The sequence below is a fragment of the Ferruginivarius sediminum genome (genome assembly GCF_003344765.1).
Lineage (GTDB): Bacteria > Pseudomonadota > Alphaproteobacteria > Kiloniellales > Rhodovibrionaceae > Ferruginivarius > Ferruginivarius sediminum.
On sequence record NZ_QPMH01000009.1, the window covers coordinates 28,829 to 50,225 of the forward strand.

At 66.1% G+C, this 21,397-nt stretch carries 19 protein-coding genes and 1 tRNA gene; 6 read left to right on the forward strand and 14 right to left on the reverse strand.

Annotation, left to right across the window (positions count from 1 at the left end):
* Positions 1-3 precede the first annotated feature (3 nt).
* The 4 genes from DRB17_RS11055 to DRB17_RS11070 all read right to left on the reverse strand — a co-directional run bounded on the left by DRB17_RS11055 (position 4) and on the right by DRB17_RS11070 (position 5,128).
* Positions 4-2,763, reverse strand: coding sequence for a sensor histidine kinase (locus tag DRB17_RS11055; RefSeq protein WP_114582272.1), 2,760 nt, complete (start codon positions 2,761-2,763; stop codon positions 4-6).
* A 3-nt stretch (positions 2,764-2,766) separates the two neighbouring features.
* The gene (locus DRB17_RS20425) at positions 2,767-3,015 is read right to left on the reverse strand and encodes a hypothetical protein (protein ID WP_114582273.1); all 249 of its coding nucleotides are present in this window, start codon (positions 3,013-3,015) and stop codon (positions 2,767-2,769) included.
* 41 nt (positions 3,016-3,056) lie between these two features.
* Positions 3,057-3,434: a response regulator transcription factor gene (locus tag DRB17_RS11065; protein WP_114582274.1), complete on the reverse strand. Its 378-nt coding sequence runs from the start codon at positions 3,432-3,434 to the stop codon at positions 3,057-3,059.
* Between the two features lie 77 nt (positions 3,435-3,511).
* A complete protein-coding gene (locus DRB17_RS11070; protein ID WP_114582275.1) occupies positions 3,512-5,128 on the reverse strand; it encodes a helix-turn-helix domain-containing protein in 1,617 nt (538 codons plus the stop codon).
* A gap of 221 nt (positions 5,129-5,349) precedes the next feature.
* Here DRB17_RS11070 and DRB17_RS11075 point away from each other — a divergent pair, with 221 nt between their 5' ends.
* The 5 genes from DRB17_RS11075 to DRB17_RS11095 all read left to right on the forward strand — a co-directional run bounded on the left by DRB17_RS11075 (position 5,350) and on the right by DRB17_RS11095 (position 10,329).
* A complete protein-coding gene (locus tag DRB17_RS11075; protein WP_114582276.1) occupies positions 5,350-6,729 on the forward strand; it encodes a substrate-binding protein in 1,380 nt (459 codons plus the stop codon).
* A gap of 137 nt (positions 6,730-6,866) precedes the next feature.
* The gene (locus DRB17_RS11080) at positions 6,867-7,760 is read left to right on the forward strand and encodes a branched-chain amino acid ABC transporter permease (protein ID WP_338322695.1); all 894 of its coding nucleotides are present in this window, start codon (positions 6,867-6,869) and stop codon (positions 7,758-7,760) included.
* Positions 7,757-8,782 carry a branched-chain amino acid ABC transporter permease gene (locus DRB17_RS11085; RefSeq protein WP_114582277.1) on the forward strand — a complete coding sequence of 342 codons (1,026 nt, stop codon included), beginning with the start codon at positions 7,757-7,759 and terminating at the stop codon, positions 8,780-8,782. Before DRB17_RS11080 ends, DRB17_RS11085 begins: the two co-directional genes overlap by 4 nt.
* Positions 8,783-8,815: 33 nt before the next feature.
* On the forward strand, positions 8,816-9,571 hold the full coding sequence (locus DRB17_RS11090) for an ABC transporter ATP-binding protein (RefSeq protein ID WP_114582278.1): 756 nt from the start codon (positions 8,816-8,818) through the stop codon (positions 9,569-9,571).
* Positions 9,568-10,329: an ABC transporter ATP-binding protein gene (locus DRB17_RS11095; protein WP_114582279.1), complete on the forward strand. Its 762-nt coding sequence runs from the start codon at positions 9,568-9,570 to the stop codon at positions 10,327-10,329. The genes DRB17_RS11090 and DRB17_RS11095 overlap by 4 nt, the downstream gene beginning before the upstream one ends.
* A 208-nt stretch (positions 10,330-10,537) precedes the next feature.
* On the opposite strand, the gene DRB17_RS11100 is transcribed toward DRB17_RS11095, so the two are convergent.
* The 5 genes from DRB17_RS11100 to DRB17_RS11120 all read right to left on the reverse strand — a co-directional run bounded on the left by DRB17_RS11100 (position 10,538) and on the right by DRB17_RS11120 (position 15,439).
* A complete protein-coding gene (locus DRB17_RS11100) occupies positions 10,538-11,413 on the reverse strand; it encodes an EamA family transporter (protein ID WP_114582280.1) in 876 nt (291 codons plus the stop codon).
* A 186-nt stretch (positions 11,414-11,599) separates the two neighbouring features.
* Entirely contained in the window at positions 11,600-13,048 is a 1,449-nt protein-coding gene (locus tag DRB17_RS11105) for a TrkH family potassium uptake protein (protein ID WP_114582281.1), read from the reverse strand.
* 204 nt (positions 13,049-13,252) lie between these two features.
* Positions 13,253-13,924 (reverse strand): GTP cyclohydrolase I FolE, encoded by a 672-nt coding sequence (gene folE, locus DRB17_RS11110; protein ID WP_114582282.1) that lies wholly within the window; start codon positions 13,922-13,924, stop codon positions 13,253-13,255.
* 39 nt (positions 13,925-13,963) lie between these two features.
* On the reverse strand, positions 13,964-14,356 hold the full coding sequence (gene apaG, locus DRB17_RS11115) for a Co2+/Mg2+ efflux protein ApaG (RefSeq protein ID WP_114582283.1): 393 nt from the start codon (positions 14,354-14,356) through the stop codon (positions 13,964-13,966).
* 213 nt (positions 14,357-14,569) lie between these two features.
* On the reverse strand, positions 14,570-15,439 hold the full coding sequence (locus DRB17_RS11120) for an OmpA family protein (RefSeq protein WP_161958787.1): 870 nt from the start codon (positions 15,437-15,439) through the stop codon (positions 14,570-14,572).
* Positions 15,440-15,753: 314 nt separating this feature from the next.
* Here DRB17_RS11120 and DRB17_RS11125 point away from each other — a divergent pair.
* A tRNA-Gly gene (locus DRB17_RS11125) sits at positions 15,754-15,828 on the forward strand.
* Between the two features lie 111 nt (positions 15,829-15,939).
* Here the strand turns inward: DRB17_RS11125 and DRB17_RS11130 are convergent.
* The 5 genes from DRB17_RS11130 to DRB17_RS11150 all read right to left on the reverse strand — a co-directional run bounded on the left by DRB17_RS11130 (position 15,940) and on the right by DRB17_RS11150 (position 21,035).
* On the reverse strand, positions 15,940-16,623 hold the full coding sequence (locus tag DRB17_RS11130; RefSeq protein WP_114582285.1) for a hypothetical protein: 684 nt from the start codon (positions 16,621-16,623) through the stop codon (positions 15,940-15,942).
* A 175-nt stretch (positions 16,624-16,798) separates the two neighbouring features.
* On the reverse strand, positions 16,799-17,875 hold the full coding sequence (locus tag DRB17_RS11135; protein ID WP_114582286.1) for a CobW family GTP-binding protein: 1,077 nt from the start codon (positions 17,873-17,875) through the stop codon (positions 16,799-16,801).
* On the reverse strand, positions 17,872-18,945 hold the full coding sequence (locus DRB17_RS11140) for a COX15/CtaA family protein (protein ID WP_114582287.1): 1,074 nt from the start codon (positions 18,943-18,945) through the stop codon (positions 17,872-17,874). The genes DRB17_RS11135 and DRB17_RS11140 overlap by 4 nt, the downstream gene beginning before the upstream one ends.
* A gap of 125 nt (positions 18,946-19,070) precedes the next feature.
* On the reverse strand, positions 19,071-20,252 hold the full coding sequence (argE, locus tag DRB17_RS11145; RefSeq protein WP_114582288.1) for an acetylornithine deacetylase: 1,182 nt from the start codon (positions 20,250-20,252) through the stop codon (positions 19,071-19,073).
* 159 nt (positions 20,253-20,411) lie between these two features.
* Positions 20,412-21,035: a DUF6445 family protein gene (locus DRB17_RS11150; RefSeq protein WP_114582289.1), complete on the reverse strand. Its 624-nt coding sequence runs from the start codon at positions 21,033-21,035 to the stop codon at positions 20,412-20,414.
* Between the last annotated feature and the right edge of the window lie 362 nt (positions 21,036-21,397).

The following is a 21,397-nucleotide window of genomic DNA, read 5'->3' on the forward strand; positions in this document are numbered from 1 at the left end:
GGCTCAGGTCTCCGACGCCGCCGCGCCCTGCGGCATATGATGGCCGGCGGCCTGCGCGAACGGCAGCAGGACGGTGAAGCGCGCCCCGCCGCTATCGGGCGTTTCCAGCCAGATACGGCCCGACAAGTGTTCCACGATCTGGCGCGAGATCGCCAGGCCCAGGCCGCTGCCCGGCGGCCGGTCGGCGGCGTTTTCCGCAGCCTTCGCGAACTTGTCGAAGATCTTCTCGCGATCCTGTGGCGGCACGCCGGGGCCGTTGTCGGCGATCGAGACGCGATAGCCCTCGGCGGTGGGCGATCCTTCGATTCCCACCCAGGCGTCTTTGGCGTCGCAGTATTTAACAGCGTTTGAAAGCAGGTTCACGAACACCTGCATGAGCCTGTCCCGGTCCGCCTGCACGCCCTGCGGGCAGGCTTCGAGCGTGCTGTCCAGGCGCACGCTTTTCTCGCGCAGCAGCCCGCCGGCGGCGGCGATGGCGTCGTCCAGCACGGCGGCCGGGTCCAGCGTGGTCATGTGCCACTCGCTGCGGCCCTGTTCCAGGCGGGCGAGATCCAGTATCTCGTCGATGAGCCGGGTCAGGCGCTGGCTTTCGCTGGCGATGATGGAGAGGTAGCGCTCGCCCTGCTCGCGGCCCAGGTCGGGGTTATCCACCAGGATCTCCGAGAACGAGCGGATCGAGGTCAGCGGCGTGCGCAGTTCGTGGCTGACGGTGGAGAGGAAGTCGTCCTTCAGCTTGTCCAGCTCCTGCAGCCGCTCGTTGGCGCGGCGCAGCTCCGCCGCCGTCGCCTCGAGCTGGGTCGATTTCTCCTCCAGGCGCTGGCTGTAGACGATGGCCTGATGGGTTTCCTCCAGGATCTCCATCACCTCGCCGATGCGCGGCATCTCGCCTTTGGCGACACTGCCGACAACGACGCGGGCCGAGGCGGCGCCCAGGCTGCCGGCCAGCAGGCGCTCCACGAAGGCGATCAGGTGCGCATCGGCTTCGCGCGGCAGTCGCCAGCCCAGCCCGCGCTCCTGCATATACTGTCTGAACGCGCGGCTGACGCGCTCGCCGCCCAGAAAGCGCTGCGCCAGGTCGTAGAGGTCCTGCACCGCCGCCGAGCGCTTCCACACGCCGGGCCGCTCGCCGGCCGGGTGGCGGAAGACGTCGACGAAAAGCGCGCCCTGAAGGCGCTCCAGCGTGTCCTCGCGCGAGAACAGCGATACGCCGATGTAGGTCCCGGCGTTGGCCAGCATGCTCCAGAACAGGGCATGCGAGAGCGGGTCCCAGCCATTGAGGCCGAACAGTGCCTGCGGCTCCAGCAGCGCGATGCCAAGCGGGCCGCTTTCGACAAAGGCGGGGTCGAGCCAGCCGGACTGCGCGAACGATGGCAGCAGGAGCGTGTATATCCAGACGGCAAAGCCGGCCAGCAGGCCGCTTTGCGCCCCCATCTTGGTGCCGCCCTTCCAGAACAGGCCGCCGACGATGACCGGCACGAACTGCGCCGCCGCCGAGAAGGAGATCAGGCCGATCGCCGCAAGCGCGCCGGATTCCCCGATGAGCCGGTAGTAGGCGAAGCCCAGCAGGAACACCGCGACGATGCTGACGCGGCGGATCGCCAGCAAGAGGCGCGTCAGGTCGCCGCGCGCGGTCAGCCGCAGCCAACGAAGCCGCAGCAGCGCCGGCATCACCAGGTCGTTGCAGACCATCGTCGACAGCGCGATGGCGGCGACGATCACCATGCTGGTCGCCGATGAAAGCCCGCCAATGAAGGCGATCAGCGCAAGCGCATCCTCGCCCGCCACCATAGGCAGCGTGAGGACGAAGAAATCGGGGTCGGCGTCCGCCGGCAGCAGGCGCAGCCCCGCCAGCGCGATGGGCAGGGCGAACAGGCTGATTCCCAGCATGTAAAGCGGGAACAGCCAGGAGGCGGTCGCCAGATGCCGTTCGTCGACGTTCTCCACGACGATGATCTGGAACTGCCGCGGCAGGCACACCGCCGCCGCCATCGAAAGCAGGGTGAGCGTGACCCAGCGACCGCTGTCGATGCCGTACAACTCCTGAAGGCCCGGCAACTCGCCTGCCTTCGCGAAGAGATCGCCGAAGCCGCCGTGCAGGCCGTAGGCGACGAAAAGCCCGACGGCCAGCAGCGCGAACAGCTTCACGAACGATTCGAAGGCGACGGCCGCCACGACGCCCTCGTGATGCTCGTCGGCGTCGATATTGCGGGTGCCGAACAGGATGACGAACAGCGCCATGCCGACCGCGATCCAGAATGCGGTATCGCCGATCAGGCCGGACGTCGGGGGCGCCGGCGCGCTGCCGTCCAGCCCATGCGAGCCGACGAGGACGCTAAAGCTGGTCGCCACGGCCTTAAGCTGCAGGGCGACATAGGGCATGGTGCCGGCGACCGCGATCAGCGTGACCAGCACGCCCAGGCGCGTGCTCTTGCCATAGCGGGAGGAGATGAAGTCGGCGATGGAGGTGATCCGGTGCGCCTTGCTGATCCGCACCATCTTGCGCAGCAGGAACCACCAGCCCAGGAACACGATGGTGGGACCCAGATAGATCGTCGCGAACTCCAATCCGCCCCGCGCAGCCGAGCCGACGGCGCCGTAGAAGGTCCAGGAGGTGCAGTAGACGGCGATGGACAGCGTATAGACGTAGGGATTGCGGATCAGGCTGCGCCCCTCCATCGCCCGCCGGTCGGCGTAGAAGGCGACGGCGAAAAGCAGCCCCAGGTAGGCCAGCGCGACGGCAAGGACGACAGGCACGCTCAGCACGGGCTATCGCTCCCGTGGCTGGACCGCGGTGCCGCGCCCGGCGGCCTGCTGCCCCGCCAGCAGCCGCCGTGCCGCGATCCGGCCGACGACGATGAACAGCGTCCAGACGCCGAACAGGTAGAGATAGAGCAGTGGGATGCCAAGGAACCGTCCCTCGCCCTCGAACAGCGTCAACAGCGGCGGCATCAGCAGCAGGAAAGCCGCGATCGGGACGACCAGCGCCCGTTCGCTCAGACGTTCCAGACGTTGCATGGCAACCCCGTTTTGCGCCGTGCCCGTGCCGGTCGCAAGGATCAGTCTTCGGCGGGCGGCAGCAGCGCCTTCACACGGTCGACCACCTCGCGCGTCGAGAAGGGCTTGGTGACGTAGTCGTCCACGCCAAGCTCCATCGCCTTGCGGCGGTCGATCTCCCTGCCCTTGGCCGTGAGGATCAGTACCCGGACGTCGCGCCAGCGCGGGTTCGCCCGGACGGCCTTCAGGACCTCGAACCCGTCCTGCCCCGGCAGCATCAGGTCCAGAAGGACAAGATCGGGCCGGCTGTCCGCCACCATTTGCAGCGCTGTCGTGCCGTCGTAGGCGATACGGACCTCAAGGCCCGCTTTCTCCATCAAGAATGCGAGGGACTCCGCGATACTTTGCTCATCCTCCGCCACGAGGACCGATTGCGGCACCCCTTTACCTCCCCGTCTTTCACGCGGCACCGGCATGTTTCGTCAAAATTGCCGGGCTCTTGTTATGAGGGCGGATGTTACTTCGTCGGATCGGCAATGTCACTCTCGGCGCTTCGCGCGGCCGCTTGCGCTTCCGGCGACGTGCCCGCCATCGCCCTTGGAAATGCGCGCTGGGCGCAGTCCTCGCGCGGGCATTGCGGGCAGCTCGTTCCCACCGGGGTCCCGCCGGCAAGGTGCGGGCCGATCCCGTCCGCGTAGACCAGTCTGGCCGCGAAGGCGGCATCGCAGCCGATCATGATGGCGTGGATGCTTTGCGGCTGGCCGAAGCCCGGCGCCGGCCTCTCCACCGTTCGTGCCACGAAGAGATAGCGGCTGCCGTCGGGCATCTCGGCAAGCTGGCGCACCAGCCGGCCCGGCGTCAAAAACGCCTGGTGGATGGCCCATCTGGGGCAGGCGCCGCCATAGCGCGGCAGCCGCAGGCCGGACGCGCTGAACCGCTTGGAGATGTTGCCGGCGATATCGGTGCGCATGAAATGGAACGGCACGCCCTCGCGGCCGGGCCGGCGCAGGGTGGTCAGGCGATGGGCCACCTGTTCGAAGCTGCCGCCGAAACGCTGGGCCAGGACGGCGATGTCGTAGCGCTCCCCCTCGGCGACTTCCAGGAAGGTGTCGTAGGGGTAAAGCAGGGCGCCCGCGAAATAGCTCAGCATCGCCTCCCGGCACCGTTCGCGGGCGGTGTCGCTGGTCAGTCGCTCGTCCTCGCATATTCCCGCTACGGCCTCGGACGCCTCAAGGCGTCCCAGCAGCCGGGCAAGCTGGAACCGGCAGGTGGCGTCCGGCAGTGCCTCGGACAGCTCGATGCACCGCGCCTCCGGGTCGAAGCGGACCCCGCCCGGCGGCAACTCCCCTGCCTGCCGGAAGGTGACATGGATGCCGTGATGCGCGTCCAGGTGCGCGATCAGGGCGGCGTAAAGCGTGCCCGATCGCCGCCCGATGCGGCTGCGAAGAATTTGGGCCGGGCGTTCAAGGTCGGGGAAGAAGTTGCCGTGATCGTGAAGGACGTCGTCCACCTCCTGCGCCGGCGAGGCGAAGGGGCGCCGCGCGCCCTGGCCGCCCAGGAAATCGAAAACCTGCTGCGCCAGGTCGCTGAGGTTCTCGCTGTTGTCCACGACCGTGGCCAGGAACCGCCGCCGCTGCGCATCGTCCAGATCGCCGTAGTCGCGCAGGATTTCCGAGAACGAGCGGATGGTGGTGATCAGCGTCAGGATCTGGTGGTTCGCATCGGCCAGGAAGGGGTCGCGGCTGACCCGCTCGCTCAACTCGTCGACCTGGTTCAGGGTCGTGCGGTAGGCGCGGTAGAGCGTCAGGACGGCGCGCGTCAGACGCGGCGACGCGGCCAGAAGCTGCGCCGCGTCCTCGCTGTCGAAACGCACGTCCTCGAAGACGGAATCGGTGCCGATCTCGGCCAGCTCGGCGACGATGCGGGCGTCCTCGGCACCGGAGAGTGTGTGCTGGTCCATCCGCAGCGCCTCGGCCAGCCGGCGCAGCAGACCGCCGCCGACCCGCCGGCGGTCGTGCTCGATCAGGTTCAGATAGCTGGGTGAGACACCGACGCGCCGGGCCAGGTCCACCTGCGTGATGGCCAGCTCGTGGCGGCGTGCGCGGATGCGGTGACCGACCGGAACCTCTGCCATACCCCCGTATTCCCTGTCCTTGTCCAGCTTGACTAGATTTACAAATTGACGAATGCGTTTGCAATAATTTTACAAACTATTTGTTAATTTTCAGAAAGTTATTGAATGAGTTAACAGGCCGTGCATACGGTCTGTGGGTCGGTGGGGGAGCCGAAAAGCAAAAAGACGGGCAACCCACCCGCCACACCATGGGGTAAGGTCAACCGCTTCTGGAGAGGCAAATGACGGATCATACCGGCAACAACGGTTGGTCGCGCCGCCGGCTGCTCAAGGCGAGCGCGGCGGGCACGGCGGGCCTCGGCGCACTCGCGCTCAACGGCAAGGCGCCCTTCCATTTCGTGCGTAACGCCTGGGCGGAAGAGGCCATCGGCAACTTCCCGGTGAAGGGCAAGAGCGTCGTTTTCGGTTTCAACGTGCCGCAGACCGGCGCGTACGCGGACGAGGGCGCCGACGAGCTGCGCGCCTACAAGCTTGCCGTGAAGCACCTGAACGAGGGCGGCGGCATGCTGGAGACGCTCAAGCCGAGCTCGCTGTCCGGCCAGGGCGTCCTTGGCAAGAAGGTCGACTACGTCGAGGGCGACACGCAGACCGACCCGGATGCCGCCCGCACCTCCGCCCGGCGCATGGTCGAGCGTGACGGCGTCATCATGTACGGCGGCGGCTCGTCCAGCGCCGTGGCCATTGCCCAGCAGTACCTGGCGCAGGAAATGGGTATCGTGTTCATGTGCGGCCTGACGCACTCCAATGACACGACCGGCAAGGACAAGCGGCGCTACGGCTTCCGCCACTTCTTCAACGCCTACATGAGCGGCAAGGCGCTGGGCCCGATCCTGGCGAACGAGTACGGCAAGGACCGCCGCGCTTTCCACCTGACCGCCGACTACACCTGGGGTCACACGCAGTACCAGTCGATCAAGGACTTCACCGAGCAGCAGGGCTGGTCCACCGTCGACAACATCATGACCCCGTTGGGAACGACCGACTACTCGCAGTTCCTGACGGCGGTGCTGAACTCCGATGCCGATGTCCTGGTGCTGAACCACTACGGCAAGGACATGAACAACTCGCTGACCCAGGCGGTCCAGTTCGGCATGCGCGACATGCAGAAGAACGGCAAGGACATGCAGGTCGTCGTGCCGCTTTACAGCCGCCTGATGGCCCAGGGCGCGGGTGCGTCCAACATCGACGGCGTCTATGGCACCACGAACTGGAACTGGGTCCTGCAGGACGCCGGCTCGCAGGCCTTCGTGAAGTCCTTCGAGGCCGAGTACGGCTTCCCGCCGTCGCAGGCCGCGCAGACGTGCTACGCGCAGACGCTGCTCTATGCCAATGCCTGCGAGGTTGCGGGCACCTTCTATCCGCCCGAGGTCATCAAGGCGCTTGAAGGCTTCGAGTTCGAGGGCATGGGCCCCGGCAAGGCGCTTTACCGCGCCGAGGACCACCAGTGCTTCAAGGACATCCTGGTGGTGCAGGGCAAGGGCCCGGACAAGAAGTCCGGCGAGTACGACCTGCTCGATATCGTCAGCCACGTGAAGCGCGACGACATCATTTATCCGGTCGACACCTTCGCCGGCGAGCTTGGCCCGTACAAGCCGGCTTGACGCCGCCTTTGCGCGCCGTGACGCGGTCCCCGCGGGGACCGCGTCACGGCCGCACTTTTCTGCTCTGAACCCGGCCGCGGTCGGAGGCCGGGTCTCGCGGGCGGGCAAGGGACGTTGGGTGCGGGAAGGGGCCGTGGATGACGATCAACAGCGTTTTCTTACAGCTACTGACGGGGCTGCAGCTCGGGGCGATCTACGCCCTGATCGCGCTGGGCCTCACATTGATTTTCGGCACGCTGGGCGTGGTGAACTTCGCTCACGGCGCGCTTTACATGCTGGCGGCGTACTGCGCCGTGATCATTGCCGGCAAGATGGGGTTTCTGGCGGCGATCGTTCTGGTTCCGATCATGCTTTTCGTGGTCGGAATCGCGCTGGAACGCGGCCTGATCCGGTACTTCTACAACCGTCCGCATGTGGACCAGATCCTGGTGACCTTTGGTCTGGCCATCGTCGTGGAAGAGGTGGTGAAGTGGATCTTCGGTGCCAACAACATCCCCTTCAAGCTTCCCGCCTGGGGGAACGGCGTCGCTTTCCTGCACGAATACATCCCCTTTCTCGAAGGCTTCGTGGTTTTCCCGAAATGGCGGCTGATCCTGGTCGCGGTTTCGTTGCTCACCGTTTTCGCGCTCTTTGCACTGCTGCAGTTCACGCGATTCGGCCTCATCGTGCGCGCAGGCATGCGCGAGCCTGAAATGCTGCGCTTCCTGGGCGTCGACATCACCAAGCGCTTCGCCATCGTCTTTGGGCTTGGCGCGCTGATCGCGGGCATCGCGGGCGTCTTCGGCGGGCCGATCACGCAGGTCAGCCCGGGGGTCGGCATGAACCTGCTGGTGCCCTCGTTCCTGGTCGTCGTGATCGGCGGCATGGGCTCGCTTGCCGGGGCGTTGATCGCGGCGCTGATGCTTGGCATGGCGCTGGCCTTCACGGCCGAGATCGCCTCGCTGCAACAGATCATCATCTATTTGATTGCCGTGGTGGTCCTGTTGGGCCGGCCGCGCGGCCTGCTTGGCAAGAAAGGGGTTATGGAATGAGCGCGCGGTCGAAGGCGCCGGCGTCGGCGCGCAACGGCCTGACCATCGCGGTGTTCGCGGCGGTCGTGCTGTCGATGCCGTTCTGGCTGCCGCTTATCGGCGGCTACGAAGCGCTGGCGACGAAGATCGTCATCTGGGCCATCTTCGCCGTCGGCTTCGACATTCTGCTTGGCTTCACCGGCTATCTGTCGTTCGGGCACGCGGCCTTCTTCGGCACCTCGGCCTACACCACCGGCCTGATGCTGAAGCATGTGTCCGCGGACGTGCTGCCGGCGATGGGCGCCAGCATCCTGGTCACGGTGTTCCTGGCCTTCCTGCTTGGCGTCATCACGCTGCGACGGGCGGGCATCTACTTCGCCATCCTGACGCTGGCGTTCGCGCAGATGTTCCACGTCGCCGCGCTGTCGATCTTCCAGGGCTGGACCGGCGGCGACAACGGCCTGACCATGTCGACGCGGCCGGAGCTTCTCGGCATCCCGATGACCGGCCTCAACGTCTTCTACTTCGCCGCCGCCATCGCGATCGTCGGCTTCTATATCGCGCTGCGCATCCGCAACTCGCCGTTCGGCCTGATGCTGCGGTCCATCAAGTCGAACGCGATGCGCCTGGAATACACCGGCGTCTACGTGCGGGCCTACAAGCAGATCGGCTTCATGATCAGCGCGGTCTACGCCGGCGTGGCCGGTTCGCTGATGGTGATCTACGAGCCCTACGTGGCCACGAAGTTCCTGCACTGGTCCACCTCGGGCGAGATCGTGATCATGTCCGTGATCGGCGGCGTGGGAACGCTGATCGGCCCGATGCTGGGCGCGACCTTCATGCTGTACTTCCAGAACGTGGTGCAGGCCTTCATCGGCGAGCAGTGGAAACTCGTGCTCGGCATCATCTTCATGCTGGTGGTGATCTTCATGCCCGGCGGCTTCATGGAGGGGCTGCGGCGCCTGCGCGGCGCGGTAACACCCGGCGGAGCGTCCGGCGCGGGGGCGGATTCGACCGCCTCGGCCCGGCAGCCGGCCGAGTGAGGGCACATCGCGATCGCGCCAGGGGAACAAGTCATGTCGCTCCTTGAAGTCAAAGACGTCAACAAGAGCTTCGGCGGACTGGCCGCCCTCTCGAACATCAACCTGTCGGTGGACGAAGGCACGGTTCACGCCATCATCGGGCCGAACGGCGCGGGCAAGTCGACGCTGCTGAACGTGATGATCGGCTTGATCGAAGCCGACAGCGGCACGGTCGAGTTCGACGGCCGCTCGCTGTCGAACGTCAGCCCGCACGACATCATCCAGCGCGGCATCGCCCGCGTGTTCCAGACGCCGCAGATCTTTCCCGAGCTGAGCCTGCGGGAGAACGTGGCCATCGCGGGCCTCGCCCGCCGCGACGGCAAGTTCAAGATGAACGCCCTGCAGTCGCCGCGCCGCACGGCCGAGGTCTACGACGCCGCCGAGGACCTCCTGGAGGACATGGGCCTCAAGGACCTGGTCCACGAGGAGGCGCAGCATCTTTCGCGCGGCGACAAGCGGCGGCTGGAACTGGCCATCTGCCTGGCCGCGGAGCCGCGCCTGCTGCTGCTGGACGAGCCGACCGCCGGGATGTCCCGGCACGACACCAACCAGACCATCGACCTGTTGAAGAAGCTGGCCGAGCGCGGCACCACCAAGGTGGTCATCGAACACGACATGCACGTCGTCTTCAGCCTGGCCGAGCGGATTTCCGTGCTGGCGCAGGGCCAGATCATCGCCGACGGCGCGCCCGACGAGGTTCGCGGCGATCCGAAGGTCGAGGAAGCCTATCTGGGAGGCGCGCACCTATGAGCGTGACGACAGCCGAAGCCGCCGCGCGCGAAAGCGCCAAGCCGCAGGACGCCCCGGCCTATTTCGAGTGCCGCGACGTCCACGCCTATTACGGCGAGAGCTATATCGTCCAGGGCGTCTCCTTCGAGGTGAAGGAGAACGAGATCGTCGCCCTGCTGGGTCGCAATGGCGCCGGCAAGACCTCGACGCTGCGCACCATTGCCCGCGCGTCGGAGCCGCACGTCACCAGCGGCGAGATCTGGCTGGACGGGCAGGCGATCCATACCCGCAAGGCGCACGAAGCGGCGCGCACGGGAATCCAACTCGTCCCCGAGGACCGGCGGATCATTCCCGGCGTCACCGTCGAGGAGAACCTGATCCTGGCCCAGGTCTCGGAGCCGAAGGGCTGGTCGCTGGAGCGCATCTACGAGGCCTTCCCGCGCCTCGCGGAGCGGCGCCGGCAGGAGGCCAGCACCATGTCCGGCGGCGAGCAGCAGATGCTGGCGGTCGCCCGCGCGCTGGCCCGCGACCTGAAGCTGCTTCTCCTCGACGAGCCGTACGAGGGTCTGGCCCCGCAGATCGTCCGCGAGATCGAGCGGATCATGATGGAGGTGAAGAAGCTGGGCATCACCACCATCATCGTCGAGCAGAACGCCATCGCCGCACTGGAACTCGCCGATTCCGCCATCATCCTCGACATGGGTCAGGTGGCCTTCCGCGGCAGCGCCAAGGACGTTCTCGACAACCCGCAATTGCGCCAGGAGTACCTGGCGATCTAAGCCGCGCCGGGACCCGGTCGCGTGCAAGGGGGGAGCGCGCGGCCGGGGGCGGGGCTTTCGAGCGTTTGCAGAGTAGCAGTGACTTTTCGTCACGTTGCCCCCTCGGTTTCTTTTCCGGTTTTCCGAAATCCTATCAAGACGGCCATAAGTGGCTCACGTCAGTACGACTGGCTGTGAGCCTAAGCGGTCATTCAGCTCCTCCGGCTCCTTAACGGCCTCGCTGCAAGGTATAATAAAAGACCGCGACAGAGATCAGGACCGTCGCGACGGCGCGCAGGGGCGAGAACGTTTCACGCAGCAGGACAATGCCAACGATGATGTTCAGAATCGGGATGAAATTAAGAATCATGCCCGAAGTCGTGAGCGTTGTCCGCTGCGCGCCAAACCCGTAGAGAATCAGTGGCGGTGCGGCGATGAACCCGGCGCCGATCAAAAGCAGCATCTCGCTGGTGTTGTCAAAGCCGCCGCTGGTGAGGCGGCTGCCGAAGGTGTACATGTAGATCAGGGACGGAATGAGCATCATGCTCGTTTCGTAGATGAAGCTCTGCCGTGATGAGACGTCGATCAGTTTCTTGGTTGTCGCGTAAAAGGCGAAAGACAGCCCCATCCCGAAGGCAATGAAGGGAAATTCCCCTAGATCATAGATTAGCAGCGCGATACTGGTGACAGATAGGACGGAAACCGCCCGTTTTGTGCTGTTGTACGGCTCGTGGAACAAGACGCAGCCGATGGCCATCTGGAACACCGGCGCGAAATACATTCCAATGCCACCCTCGACTACACGGTTGATCTGCACGGCATAGATGCTCACTCCCCAATTGAAGCTCAGCAGTGTGGCCGCCACGAAGAGCAGGACGAGTTGCTTGGCTGGCGCAGGCCGTGGCAGATAGATCCCGTCCACCGCCCGCAGCGCCACGACGCCGACGAGAAACGACCAGATGATCCTGTTGCTGAGGATGTCCAAAGGGTCAGTGAAGCTGAGAAGGCTCCAATACGCCGGAAAGCAACCCCACATGGTGGCAGCGGCGACGAGCGCGGCCACACCGGCGTGATCGTCGCTCGCCTGAAGTTCGGCTTGGCTCATCGTCCTCTACATTTACTGTCCATCCACGGCTCCACGCATTCATCCCTTGTTCCGTTCGTGATGTTCGGGAGCCGCAAACCACCTGCGAGCGGTACTCGTGCGAAAACATTCCGGGCAGCAATTTAAACCACACCCGCTTATCGATTCGAAACCTTAATCTGCTCCCTCAGGAGCGCCGGAGGGTCTCTACCCCCGCCAGAACGCGGGCGAGAACATCACGAGCACCGTGAACAGCTCCAGCCGGCCCAGCAGCATGCCGAAGGACAGCAGCCATTTCGCCTCGGCCGGCAGCGAGGTGAAGGTGCCGGATGGGCCGATCACCGGGCCCAGGCCGGGCCCGACGTTGGAGATTGCGGTCGCCGCGCCGGAAATGGCGGTGATGAAGTCGAGGCCCATCAGCCCCAGGCCCAGCGCCAGCACGGCCCACGACAGCGTGTAGACGAAGAAGAAGCCCATCACCGCCTGCGCCACCTTATCGGGGATGGGGCGGTGATTGTAATACGGGATGAAGACGCCATTCGGCTGCATCAGGCGGCGAAGCTGGACCCGTGCCTCGGCATAGACGATCTGAAAGCGGAAGATCTTGATGCCGCAGGTGGTGGAGCCGGCGCAGCCGCCGATGAACATCAGGATCAGCATCAGCACCACCGCGAAACCGCCCCAGGCGCCGAAGTCGGTGGAGGCATAGCCCGTCCCGGTCATCACCGAGATCACGTTGAACGTGCCGTGGCGCAGCGCCGCCTCCGGCGTCAGCACCTCACGTGCCACCAGATATGCGGCGACGATCAGCGTGGCCCCGGCCAGGATGCTCAGCATCCATTGCACCTGGCTGTCGCGCAGCAGCGAGAGGATGTCCCCGCGCACCGCGCGCAGATACAACACGAAGGGGACGGATCCCGCCACCATCACCACGCTGGTCGCCCAATGGATCGCCGGCGTCTCGTGCCAGAAGCCGAAGGATGCGTCGTGTGTGGAGTAGCCGCCGGTGGCGATGGATGTCATGGCGTGCGAGATGGCGTCGAAGCCGGTCATCCCCAACATCCAGTAGACGATGGCGCCCAGCGTGGTCAGGGCGACATAGATGCCGGTGATGCCCGCGGCCACCTGAGCGGCGCGGGGCAGGACCTTGTCGGCCTCGAAAGCCTCGACGCGGAAAAGCTGCATGCCGCCCACCTGCAGGATCGGCAGGATCGAGATCGCCATCACGATGATGCCGATGCCGCCCAGCCACTGCAGCGCGGCGCGCCAGAGCAGTATGCCCGGCGGGGCGTTGTCCAGTCCGACGATCACCGTGGCGCCCGTGGTGGTGACACCCGACATCGCTTCGAAGAAGGCGTCGGTGAAGTCGAGCTGAAGCTCGGAAAAGGCGAAGGGCAGGGCGCCGAACAGGGCGATGGTAGCCCAGGCGAAGGTCGTCATCAGGAATGCCTGGCGCAGGTTGAAGCCGCCCCACCCGGTGCGTGTCGAGAGGATCAACGAAACGCCCACGAACAGCGTGACCGCGGCGCTGGCCAGGAATACCTGCCAGTCGATATGTCCGAGTACGATGTCGACCAGGGCAGGTACGATCATCGCGACCGCCAGCACCGACAGCAGGACGCCGATCACGAAGAGAACCGGACGCAGGTCAATCATGGGCGGGCGGGACAGCGACGATCATCGCGACAAGGGCCATGAACCGGCGAACCGCGTCGGGCTCCCCCATAACAGTGCGGCCGCGCCTGGCATGGCCCGGCCTCCCCCAAATCGCCCCGCCGGACGGAGGGCGCGGCGGGGCTGGCGAGGAACTGTAGCAGAAAGCATCCTGGAGCGGAAATGGCGGTGGCCGGCGCGGTGTGCCTAGCCGAAGCTGTGGCCGCCGCCACCGCCGGGATTGCCGACCAGGGCCAGGAACTCGCGGCGCGTGCCGTCGTTGCGGCGGAACAGGCCAAGCATACGGCTGGTCACCAGCGAAACGCCGGGCTTGTGCACGCCGCGCGTGGTCATGCACTGATGCTCGGCCTCGATGACGACGGCCACGCCGCGCGGCTGCAGGACGTCCTGGATGCAGTTGGCGACTTGCGCGGTCAGCTTCTCCTGGATCTGCAGGCGGCGGGCATAAATCTCCACGACGCGGGCCAGCTTCGAGATGCCGACGACGCGCTTGTCCGGCATGTAGGCAACGTGCGCGCGTCCCAGGATCGGCGCCAGATGATGTTCGCAATGCGATTCCACGCGGACGTCGCGCAGCACCACCATCTCGTCATAGCCTTCGACCTCCTCGAAGGTGCGCTGTAAAATCTCGACCGGATCCTCGTCATAGCCTGAGAACCAATCCTCGAACGCCCTGGCCACGCGTGCGGGGGTATCAAGCAGGCCCTCGCGCGCCGGGTCGTCCCCGGCCCAGCGCAGTAGCGTCTCGACCGCGCGCTCGGCCTCGTCCCGGCTTGGGCGCGCCTGACCGTCGGCGCTCGCGCCGCCGGGTGCCGGCTGGGAATTGGCCGCCGGCGATGTCTGGTTCCTGCTGCTCACCGATTGGGTCCTTCTCCTGCGGGCCCGTCCGCCGCGCGACTAGTGGAGTTGCACGGGCTGGTGCGGACTGTCCAGCGAAAAGGCGGGAATATCCACGTCGAAGCGTTCGCCGCCGTCGGTCTGCATCTCATAAGTCCCGACCATGATGCCCGAGGGCGTGGCCAGCGGCGTGCCGCTGGTGTACTCGAAGGACTCGCCCGGGTCGAGGACAGGCTGCTCGCCCACCACGCCGGCGCCGCGGACCTCCTGCACGCGCCCCATCGCGTCGGTGATGCGCCAGTGCCGATTGAGAAGCTGCACCGTCACCTGACCGACGTTCTCGATCTTGACATGGTAGGCCCACACGTAATGGTCGTCGCTTGGCGACGACTGGTCGTCCAGATAGTACGGCTCGACCGAGATGCGGATATCCCGCGTCGTATGCGTGTACATGGCGTCTACCACCTGGGGTTGCTGCAAGCTGCCCTCCTTACGCTCATAACCTCATATATAAAGCCGCCATGGGTGCTTGTCCAAGACCGACGGCGCGTGATGGCACGCCGCCGCCCGGTTGTGCAAACATGAAAAAGCGGCGCCGACCCCCGCGAGGGGAGCGGCGCCGCCCTTCATGATCGGCCCGAGGCCGCCCTGTTGTCGGGGCCGGGCTTACTGCACCACGATCTCGACACGGCGGTTGGCCTGCTCACGCACGCCGTCCGGGGTTGCCACGGCCGGCTCCGACTCGCCGCGCGCGGCGATGGAGATGCGGTCGCGGTCGATTCCCTGGGCCACCAGGGCCTCGCGCACGTTCTGCGCGCGCTGGAGCGAGAGTTCGCGGTTGTACTCGGCCGGGCCGGCTCGGTCGGCGTGGCCGGTTACCGAGAACGACAGTTCAGGCGATTCCATCGCTAGGCGCACGGCCTCGTCGATCTTCGGCGCCTCGCCCGGCCGCACCGCCGCGGCGTCGAAGTTGAAGTAGACCGTGTAGCGCTCCGGCTCCATCATCGGCTCCGGCTCGGGCTCGGGGGCCGGTTCGGTGACCTGCGGGGCCGGCTTCATCGCTTCCTCGATCTCCGAGATGGCGGCGTAGAAGCCGTCGCGGCAGCGGGCGATGTGGTCAGGCTGATGGTTCTCCTCCTGCTGTTCCACCCAGCAGTCGAAGCGGGCCTGGGCGCGAGCCGCCAGTTTCGGATACTCGCGCCGTGCGTTCTTGTCGAGCACGCCGACAAGGCGGTTACGGGCGCTGGCCAGCTCGTCGACCTTGTCTTCCGGCAAGTCCCAGTCGCCAAGCTGCTCGGGCGCGACGACCTCGCCCTCGGCAGAGCGCAGGCCCTTGCGGGCGAAGTAGTCGGCGTCGCGCCAGTCGTACATCTCGTCCGCCTCGTAGGCGGCAATCTCGCGGTACTCGTCGGTGGCCGCACGGGTGAATGCGCTGCCGGTGGGCTGGACCGATTTCACGGCGTCGATATTCTGGCCGGCGCAAGCCGCCAGCAGAGTGGTTGCAAGCACCACCCCGAGCGATTTCAGGACTTGCATCGATTCCTCCTTGGATCCCCTGTCATCTGTGCTCCAATGCGAAGCTGCGCGCAGGCACCGTCGGCGACGGCCAGGCGCGCATTGATCGCCTGCTCCGCTCGGGCTTTCACAACACATATTTAATTGAATTTATTGGATACGAAAATAACCCTAAAGTGACGTCAATGTGACGTTTTCGGAGGGGGCGTCCTTCTTTTGCCTTTATTGGCGCAAATCCGTGCCGCGAACGATGATGCGCCCAAAGGCTCCGGCGACGGGGCGCTTGCGAAAGAGGTGCCGTCTCGCCTATATAGTCAGGGCACGTTTCGGCGCATGCGGGTGTAGCTCAGTGGTAGAGCAACGGCTTCCCAAGCCGTGTGTCGTGGGTTCAATTCCCATCACCCGCTCCAGCCGCCTTTTCCAGGGTGTTCCCGGGTTCCGATGACAGCAGATATGAAACGGCCCCGCCCGCGTATGGGACGGAGCCGCTCCAACTTGTTCGGCCGATCCGGTGTCGACGGCTACCGGCGATGCACCACGATGTACTGGTCCTCGCAGGCCGCCGCGCCCGGCCCGTCGTCGGGCGTCGGGGTTCGCGGGTCGTCGGCGCAGCCGCCGATCAGGCTGTTGAGCGCATCGGCCAGGTCGCCGTTCTCGCTGAGCGAATCGACGTCCTTGTGCGTACGGACGATGGCGCTCACCTGCGCGCGGCGGGTTTCCAGCGCACCCGGCAGCATGACCTGGTCCGCGGCGAGGCCCTCGCTGCCCTCGCCATAGTTCAGGCTGGCGATGAAGGTGGCCTGGCCGAAGTCGTCGGTGACGCGGCCGTTGGCGTAGAACACGGCGTTGCCGTCCGCGCCGAGGTCGGCCGGGCCGCACTCGAAGCGGTCCAGGCACTGCTCTGGCTTGTTCCAGATCACCCACCAGACGGTATAGGCGGCATTCGGCTCCAGATTGGCGGCGTTGATGGTGAGGGCGACGCCCTCGCGGGTGCGGGCCAGCGTCGACTGGCCGCGCTCCAGCACTTCCTCGTCGGGCAGGGCCGCCAGGCTGTAGAGTGCGCTGGCGCTTACCTGGGCCGGGCTGGCATCGGCAAGGTCGTGGCCGTTTCGCCCGAGTCCGAAACCGGCTGCATGCGCACTGCTCGCCGCAGCCAACGTGACGACGCCGGCCAGAAGGCCGCGCCTGATACTTCTTGGCAACATTATTAGTCCCCACTGCATGTTGCGTGCCGGCACAGGAAAGCCGGCGGACGGAACCGCGGCCGACGGGCGACACTGCAAGACACCCCACGCCGTCGGCGGCGGACCTCCTGGGTACACATCCGCGTGTGACGATGGCGCGTCCAATCGGTGGCCTTAGAGGAGGGCGAGAACCGGCCTATCTGTCGAGGAAAGCCTGCATCGTATGATCGAACATCTCCGGATCCAGGTCCTTCACGATGAAGACCAGTCGGGTGCGTCGATCCATGTCGGCGGGCCATTCCGGCAGGCGTGCGGGAGGGTGGAAAACGTGCTGCACACCGTGGACGACGACGGGTTTCTCCTCGCCCTCGACATCCACGACGCCCTTCAGGCGAAGGATCTGTCCGCCATAGAGCGTGACCAGCATCTCTATCCAGTCGGCAAGGTGGTCCCAATCGACCGGACGGTCCCAACCCAGGCTGAAGGCGCGGATACCGTCACCGTGACGGTTAACATCGTGTTGATGATGCTGATGGCGATGCGTGTCATCGTGATGATGCCTATGCGCGCCGCTGTGAGGCGTACCGTCCGCGCTTGCGTCGGCGTAGGCTTCGGCCTTCAGCCAGCGGCGCACATCGGCGCTTTTCGTGGCCGGGTCGTACAGGCCCGCGCCGAACAGGGCGCCCGGCTCCACCCGGCCATGGTCCGCACCGATCCGGGGCGCCGCCGGGTTCAGCGCGACCAGCCGCGCTTCCAGCTCGTCAAGCTCGCGCGCGCCGACAAGATCGGTCTTGGTCAGCACGAGGCGGTCGGCCACGGCCGCCTGCTTCACCGATTCCCGGTGCGTATCCAGGGTATCCGGGCCGTTTGCCGCGTCGACGACCGAGATCACGCCGTCGAGGCGATAGTCGCGCGTCAGGATCTCGTCGTTCATCAGCGTGTGCAGGATCGGCGCCGGATCGGCCAGGCCCGTCGTCTCCACGACCAGCCGCTCGAACTCCGGCACCTCGCCCCGGATGCGCCGGATCGACAGGCTTTGCAGCGTCTTCACCAGGTCGCCGCGCACTGTGCAGCACAGGCAGCCGCTGCTCAGCAGCACGGTGTCCTCGGAGGACTTCTCGACCAGATTGTGATCCAGCCCGACCTCGCCGAACTCGTTGATGACGACGGCGGTCTGGCCCATCTCCGGATGCGCCAGCAGGTGACGGAGAAGCGTGGTCTTCCCGGCACCCAGGAAGCCGGTCAGGATCGAAACGGGGACTTCGTGGCTCATGGTTTTGCCTTGTCGCGCGACAGGCCAAGCCGCGTCAACGCCCAGACCGTGAGCGACAGCACGACCACGGCGCCCGCCTGATGCAGCGCGCCCAGCCACACCGGCACGATCAGCAGCAGCGTCGCGATGCCAAGGCCAAGCTGCCCCAGCGCACCAAGCGCCAGCAGGTCGAAAGCCCGCCGCGCCGCCGGCGCGATCGCCGCCCGCCGCGACCACAGCCAAAGGCCCAGCGCCGCCAGCACCGTCAGCTCGGCCAGCAGGCGGTGGTTGAACTGCACCGCGGTGGGGTTCTCGAACAGGTTGGCGATCCACGGCGAGCGGATGCCATAGCCCGCGGGTACGAAGCGCCCCTCCATCAGCGGGAAGGTGTTATAGGCCAGCCCCGCGTTCAGCCCGGCGACCAGCGCGCCGGCCAGGATCGTCGCTGCCACCAGGCCGGCGAAGGCCCAAAGGCCGCGGCGCAGGGCACGCGCATCGGCGCCGCCGGCCGGCGTGGGCGCCAGCAGGCCGATGGCGATCCAGAGCGCGTAGGCGTAAATGGCCAGCGCCAGGCCCAGGTGCAGCATCAGGCGGTATTGGCTGACGTCCACCCGATCGGCGAAGCCGCTGGCGACCATGAACCAGCCCACCGCGCCCTGCAGCCCGCCCAGCGCGAACAGCGCCGCCAGATGCGGGGCCAGCCCTCGCCGCAGCCGGCCGCGCAGCAGGAACCACAGGAAGCCGGCGAGGAACACCACGCCGATCAATCGGCCCCAGAAGCGGTGGATCCACTCCCACCAGAAGATGCCCCGGAAGTTCGACAGGGACATGCCGAAGTTCACCTTCTCGTACTCCGGCGTGGTCTTGTAGAGCGCGAACAGGCGCTGCCACTCCGCCTCGCTCGTCGGCGGCAGCACGCCGGAAACAGGCGCCCACTCCATGATCGACAGGCCCGACTCGGTCAGGCGCGTGATGGCGCCAATGACCGCCATGGCGAAGATCATCGCTGAGACGCCGAGGAGCCACAGCCCGACGGCACGGTCGTCGGTCCGCGTCACCTCCCTGCGCCGCGCGATGGCAAGCTCGGCCATGTCTGTCGATGTCTCCCTGAGTTCCGTGGCGTGGATGCGGCGGAACATAAGCCGCCGCGCGCGCCCGGCCAAGGCCGGGGTGGCCGAAGGTCGCAGGGACGGCGGCGCGGGCGGCCTCCCCGCGCCTAGGCGGTGGGCTGGCTTGCCCAGTCGCGCAGCTTGCGCAGGAAGGCGATGCAGGCGTCCAGCTGCTCGACCTCCAGGTACTCGTCCGGCTGGTGCGCCTGATCGATGGAGCCGGGGCCGACGACCACCGTCGAGAAGCCGTGCGCCTGGAATACGCCGCCCTCGGTCCCGTAGGAGACCACGCCGCTCTGGTTCTGGCCGGTAAGCTCGCGCACCAGCGCCTCGGCCTGGGCGGCGTCGCCCTGCTCCGGGGCCAGCGGGATCACCCCGCACAGCTTCTCGGTGACGATGTCGGCCTCGGGCGCGGTGGCGCGCAGGGCGGGCAGGACCTCGTTCGCGGCATAGGCCTCGAACTGTGCCTGCAGGGCATTGGCGTCGTCGCTCGGGATGGTCCGGAACTCCCAGCCGATCTCGCAATGGCCGGGAATGATATTGGCCGCGTTGCCGCCGTGAAGCAGCCCCACCTGGAAGCTGGTCTGTGGCGGCTCGAAGGGGCTGTCGGCGGGCGCGCGCGCGGCGGCCTCCTCGGCCATGCGGGCGATGTAGGCGACCAGCTTGCCGGCGGCGATGTTCGCGTTGGCCCCGCGGTGGGGTTGGCTGGAATGCGCTTCCCGGCCGGTGACGGTGGTGTGGAAGCTGTTAACGCCCTTGTGGGCGACGACGAGCTTCATGTCCGTCGGCTCGCCCACCAGCACGGCGCGCGGCTTGGCGATCGCGCCATTCGCCATCGCCTCGACCATGCCGACGCAGCCGGTGCAGCCCACCTCCTCGTCGTAGGAGAGGGCGAGGTGGATCGGCACCCGCAGGTCGGCGTTCGCGAACTCCGGCACCATCGCCAGGCACATGGCGACGAAACCTTTCATGTCACAGGTGCCGCGCCCGTAAAGGCGGCCGTCCTTTTCCACCATGTCGAAGGGATCGTGCGACCATGTCTGGTGCGCTGTCGGCACGACGTCGGTATGTCCCGACAGCACGACTCCGCCCTCCCGGTTCGGCCCGACGGTGGCGTAGAGGTTCGACTTGGTCCGATCCTCGTTGTAGACGCGCGTGGGGTTCAGGCCGTGGACCTTCAGGTAATCCTCGACGAAATCGATCAGCGGCAGGTTCGACTTGTCGGAAACCGTGTCGAAGGACACCAGCTTGGCGATCATCTCCCTGGGCGAATAGGTCGGTGCGGTCATTGAAAGGTGCCGTGCGGTTGCAATGGGTTGGCCGGGGGGGTGGCCGGTCGCGCTGAACGCGCTTGCTACTCTCCTAGCGCGAGAGACCGGTCCGGGCCAAGCCCCCGCATCGCCGCGCACCTAACTCCGATCGGCTGCAAGCGCACGGTAGCCGCGGCTTTACTGTGGGTGCCCTTCCGGCACGAAGTTTAAAAGCTGTACCAGGCGGCCGTTCTCGATGCTGTCGCCGAAGGGTGGGCCGGCGGAGTGCCAGAGCCATGGCCGGTAGAATATCGCGCGGTTGAATCGCATCGGGACGGTCATCAGATGCTCCCACTGCTCGGGATCCCGCCCGTCCTTCTTGAGCAGCGAGGGGATGTCCTCGACGCCGCAGGCGTTTTCCAGCTCTTCCTTGGTTTGCGGGGCCGTGTCGGAGTCGAGGCCGCGGTGCCGGAAGAAGGCTGTCCCGCCCTGGCAGTGTTCCGGCAGCGTCAGATAGACGATGCCCACCACGATCAGCGGCGGCGTCGGGTCCACATGTGCCATGTAGCGCCCCTCTTCTCCCGCGAGAGTGATGCGGAAGCGGGTGTGCGGGCTGCCCGGATGCTTGATGCCCTCGACCCGCTCGCCGGCCACCTGCGAGACAATGGAATCCATCCCCTGGACGGGAAACTTGCGGGCGGAATTCCGGCCGGGGTAGCGTTTTTCGCCTTCCGGCTCTGGATAGTCGGCCTGCAATGCGGTTTTCCGAACCGCATGCGGGTTCGGATAGAAGTCGTCCACGACGACCAGTGATTTAAACATTGCCCCCTCTCGTCCGGCTTTGCTGACAAGCTGCCGGCTCACGTCTTTATGTTTATCTTTCACGTTTTTGTGATTACGCCGATAATGCCGATTCTCGAGGTTGGGTGGCAAGCGCGTTATGGGTTTAAAAGCGCGCTACGGCTCGCGCCGATAGTCGAACGGCGGGGACCGCCGGGTTGTGGATAACTCGGTCGGTCGAAGATTGGCGCGCGCACGGCAAGCTGACGTGCGGTTTCACCGGTTGCCGTCCAGCGATGATTCACTATCCGCTCACCGGCCTATACACAGGGCGGATTTTCTTTCCCCCGCGATCCCCATGATTCACAGGCGTTTCACGCTTGATCTAGGGGCTTCGACGCGGC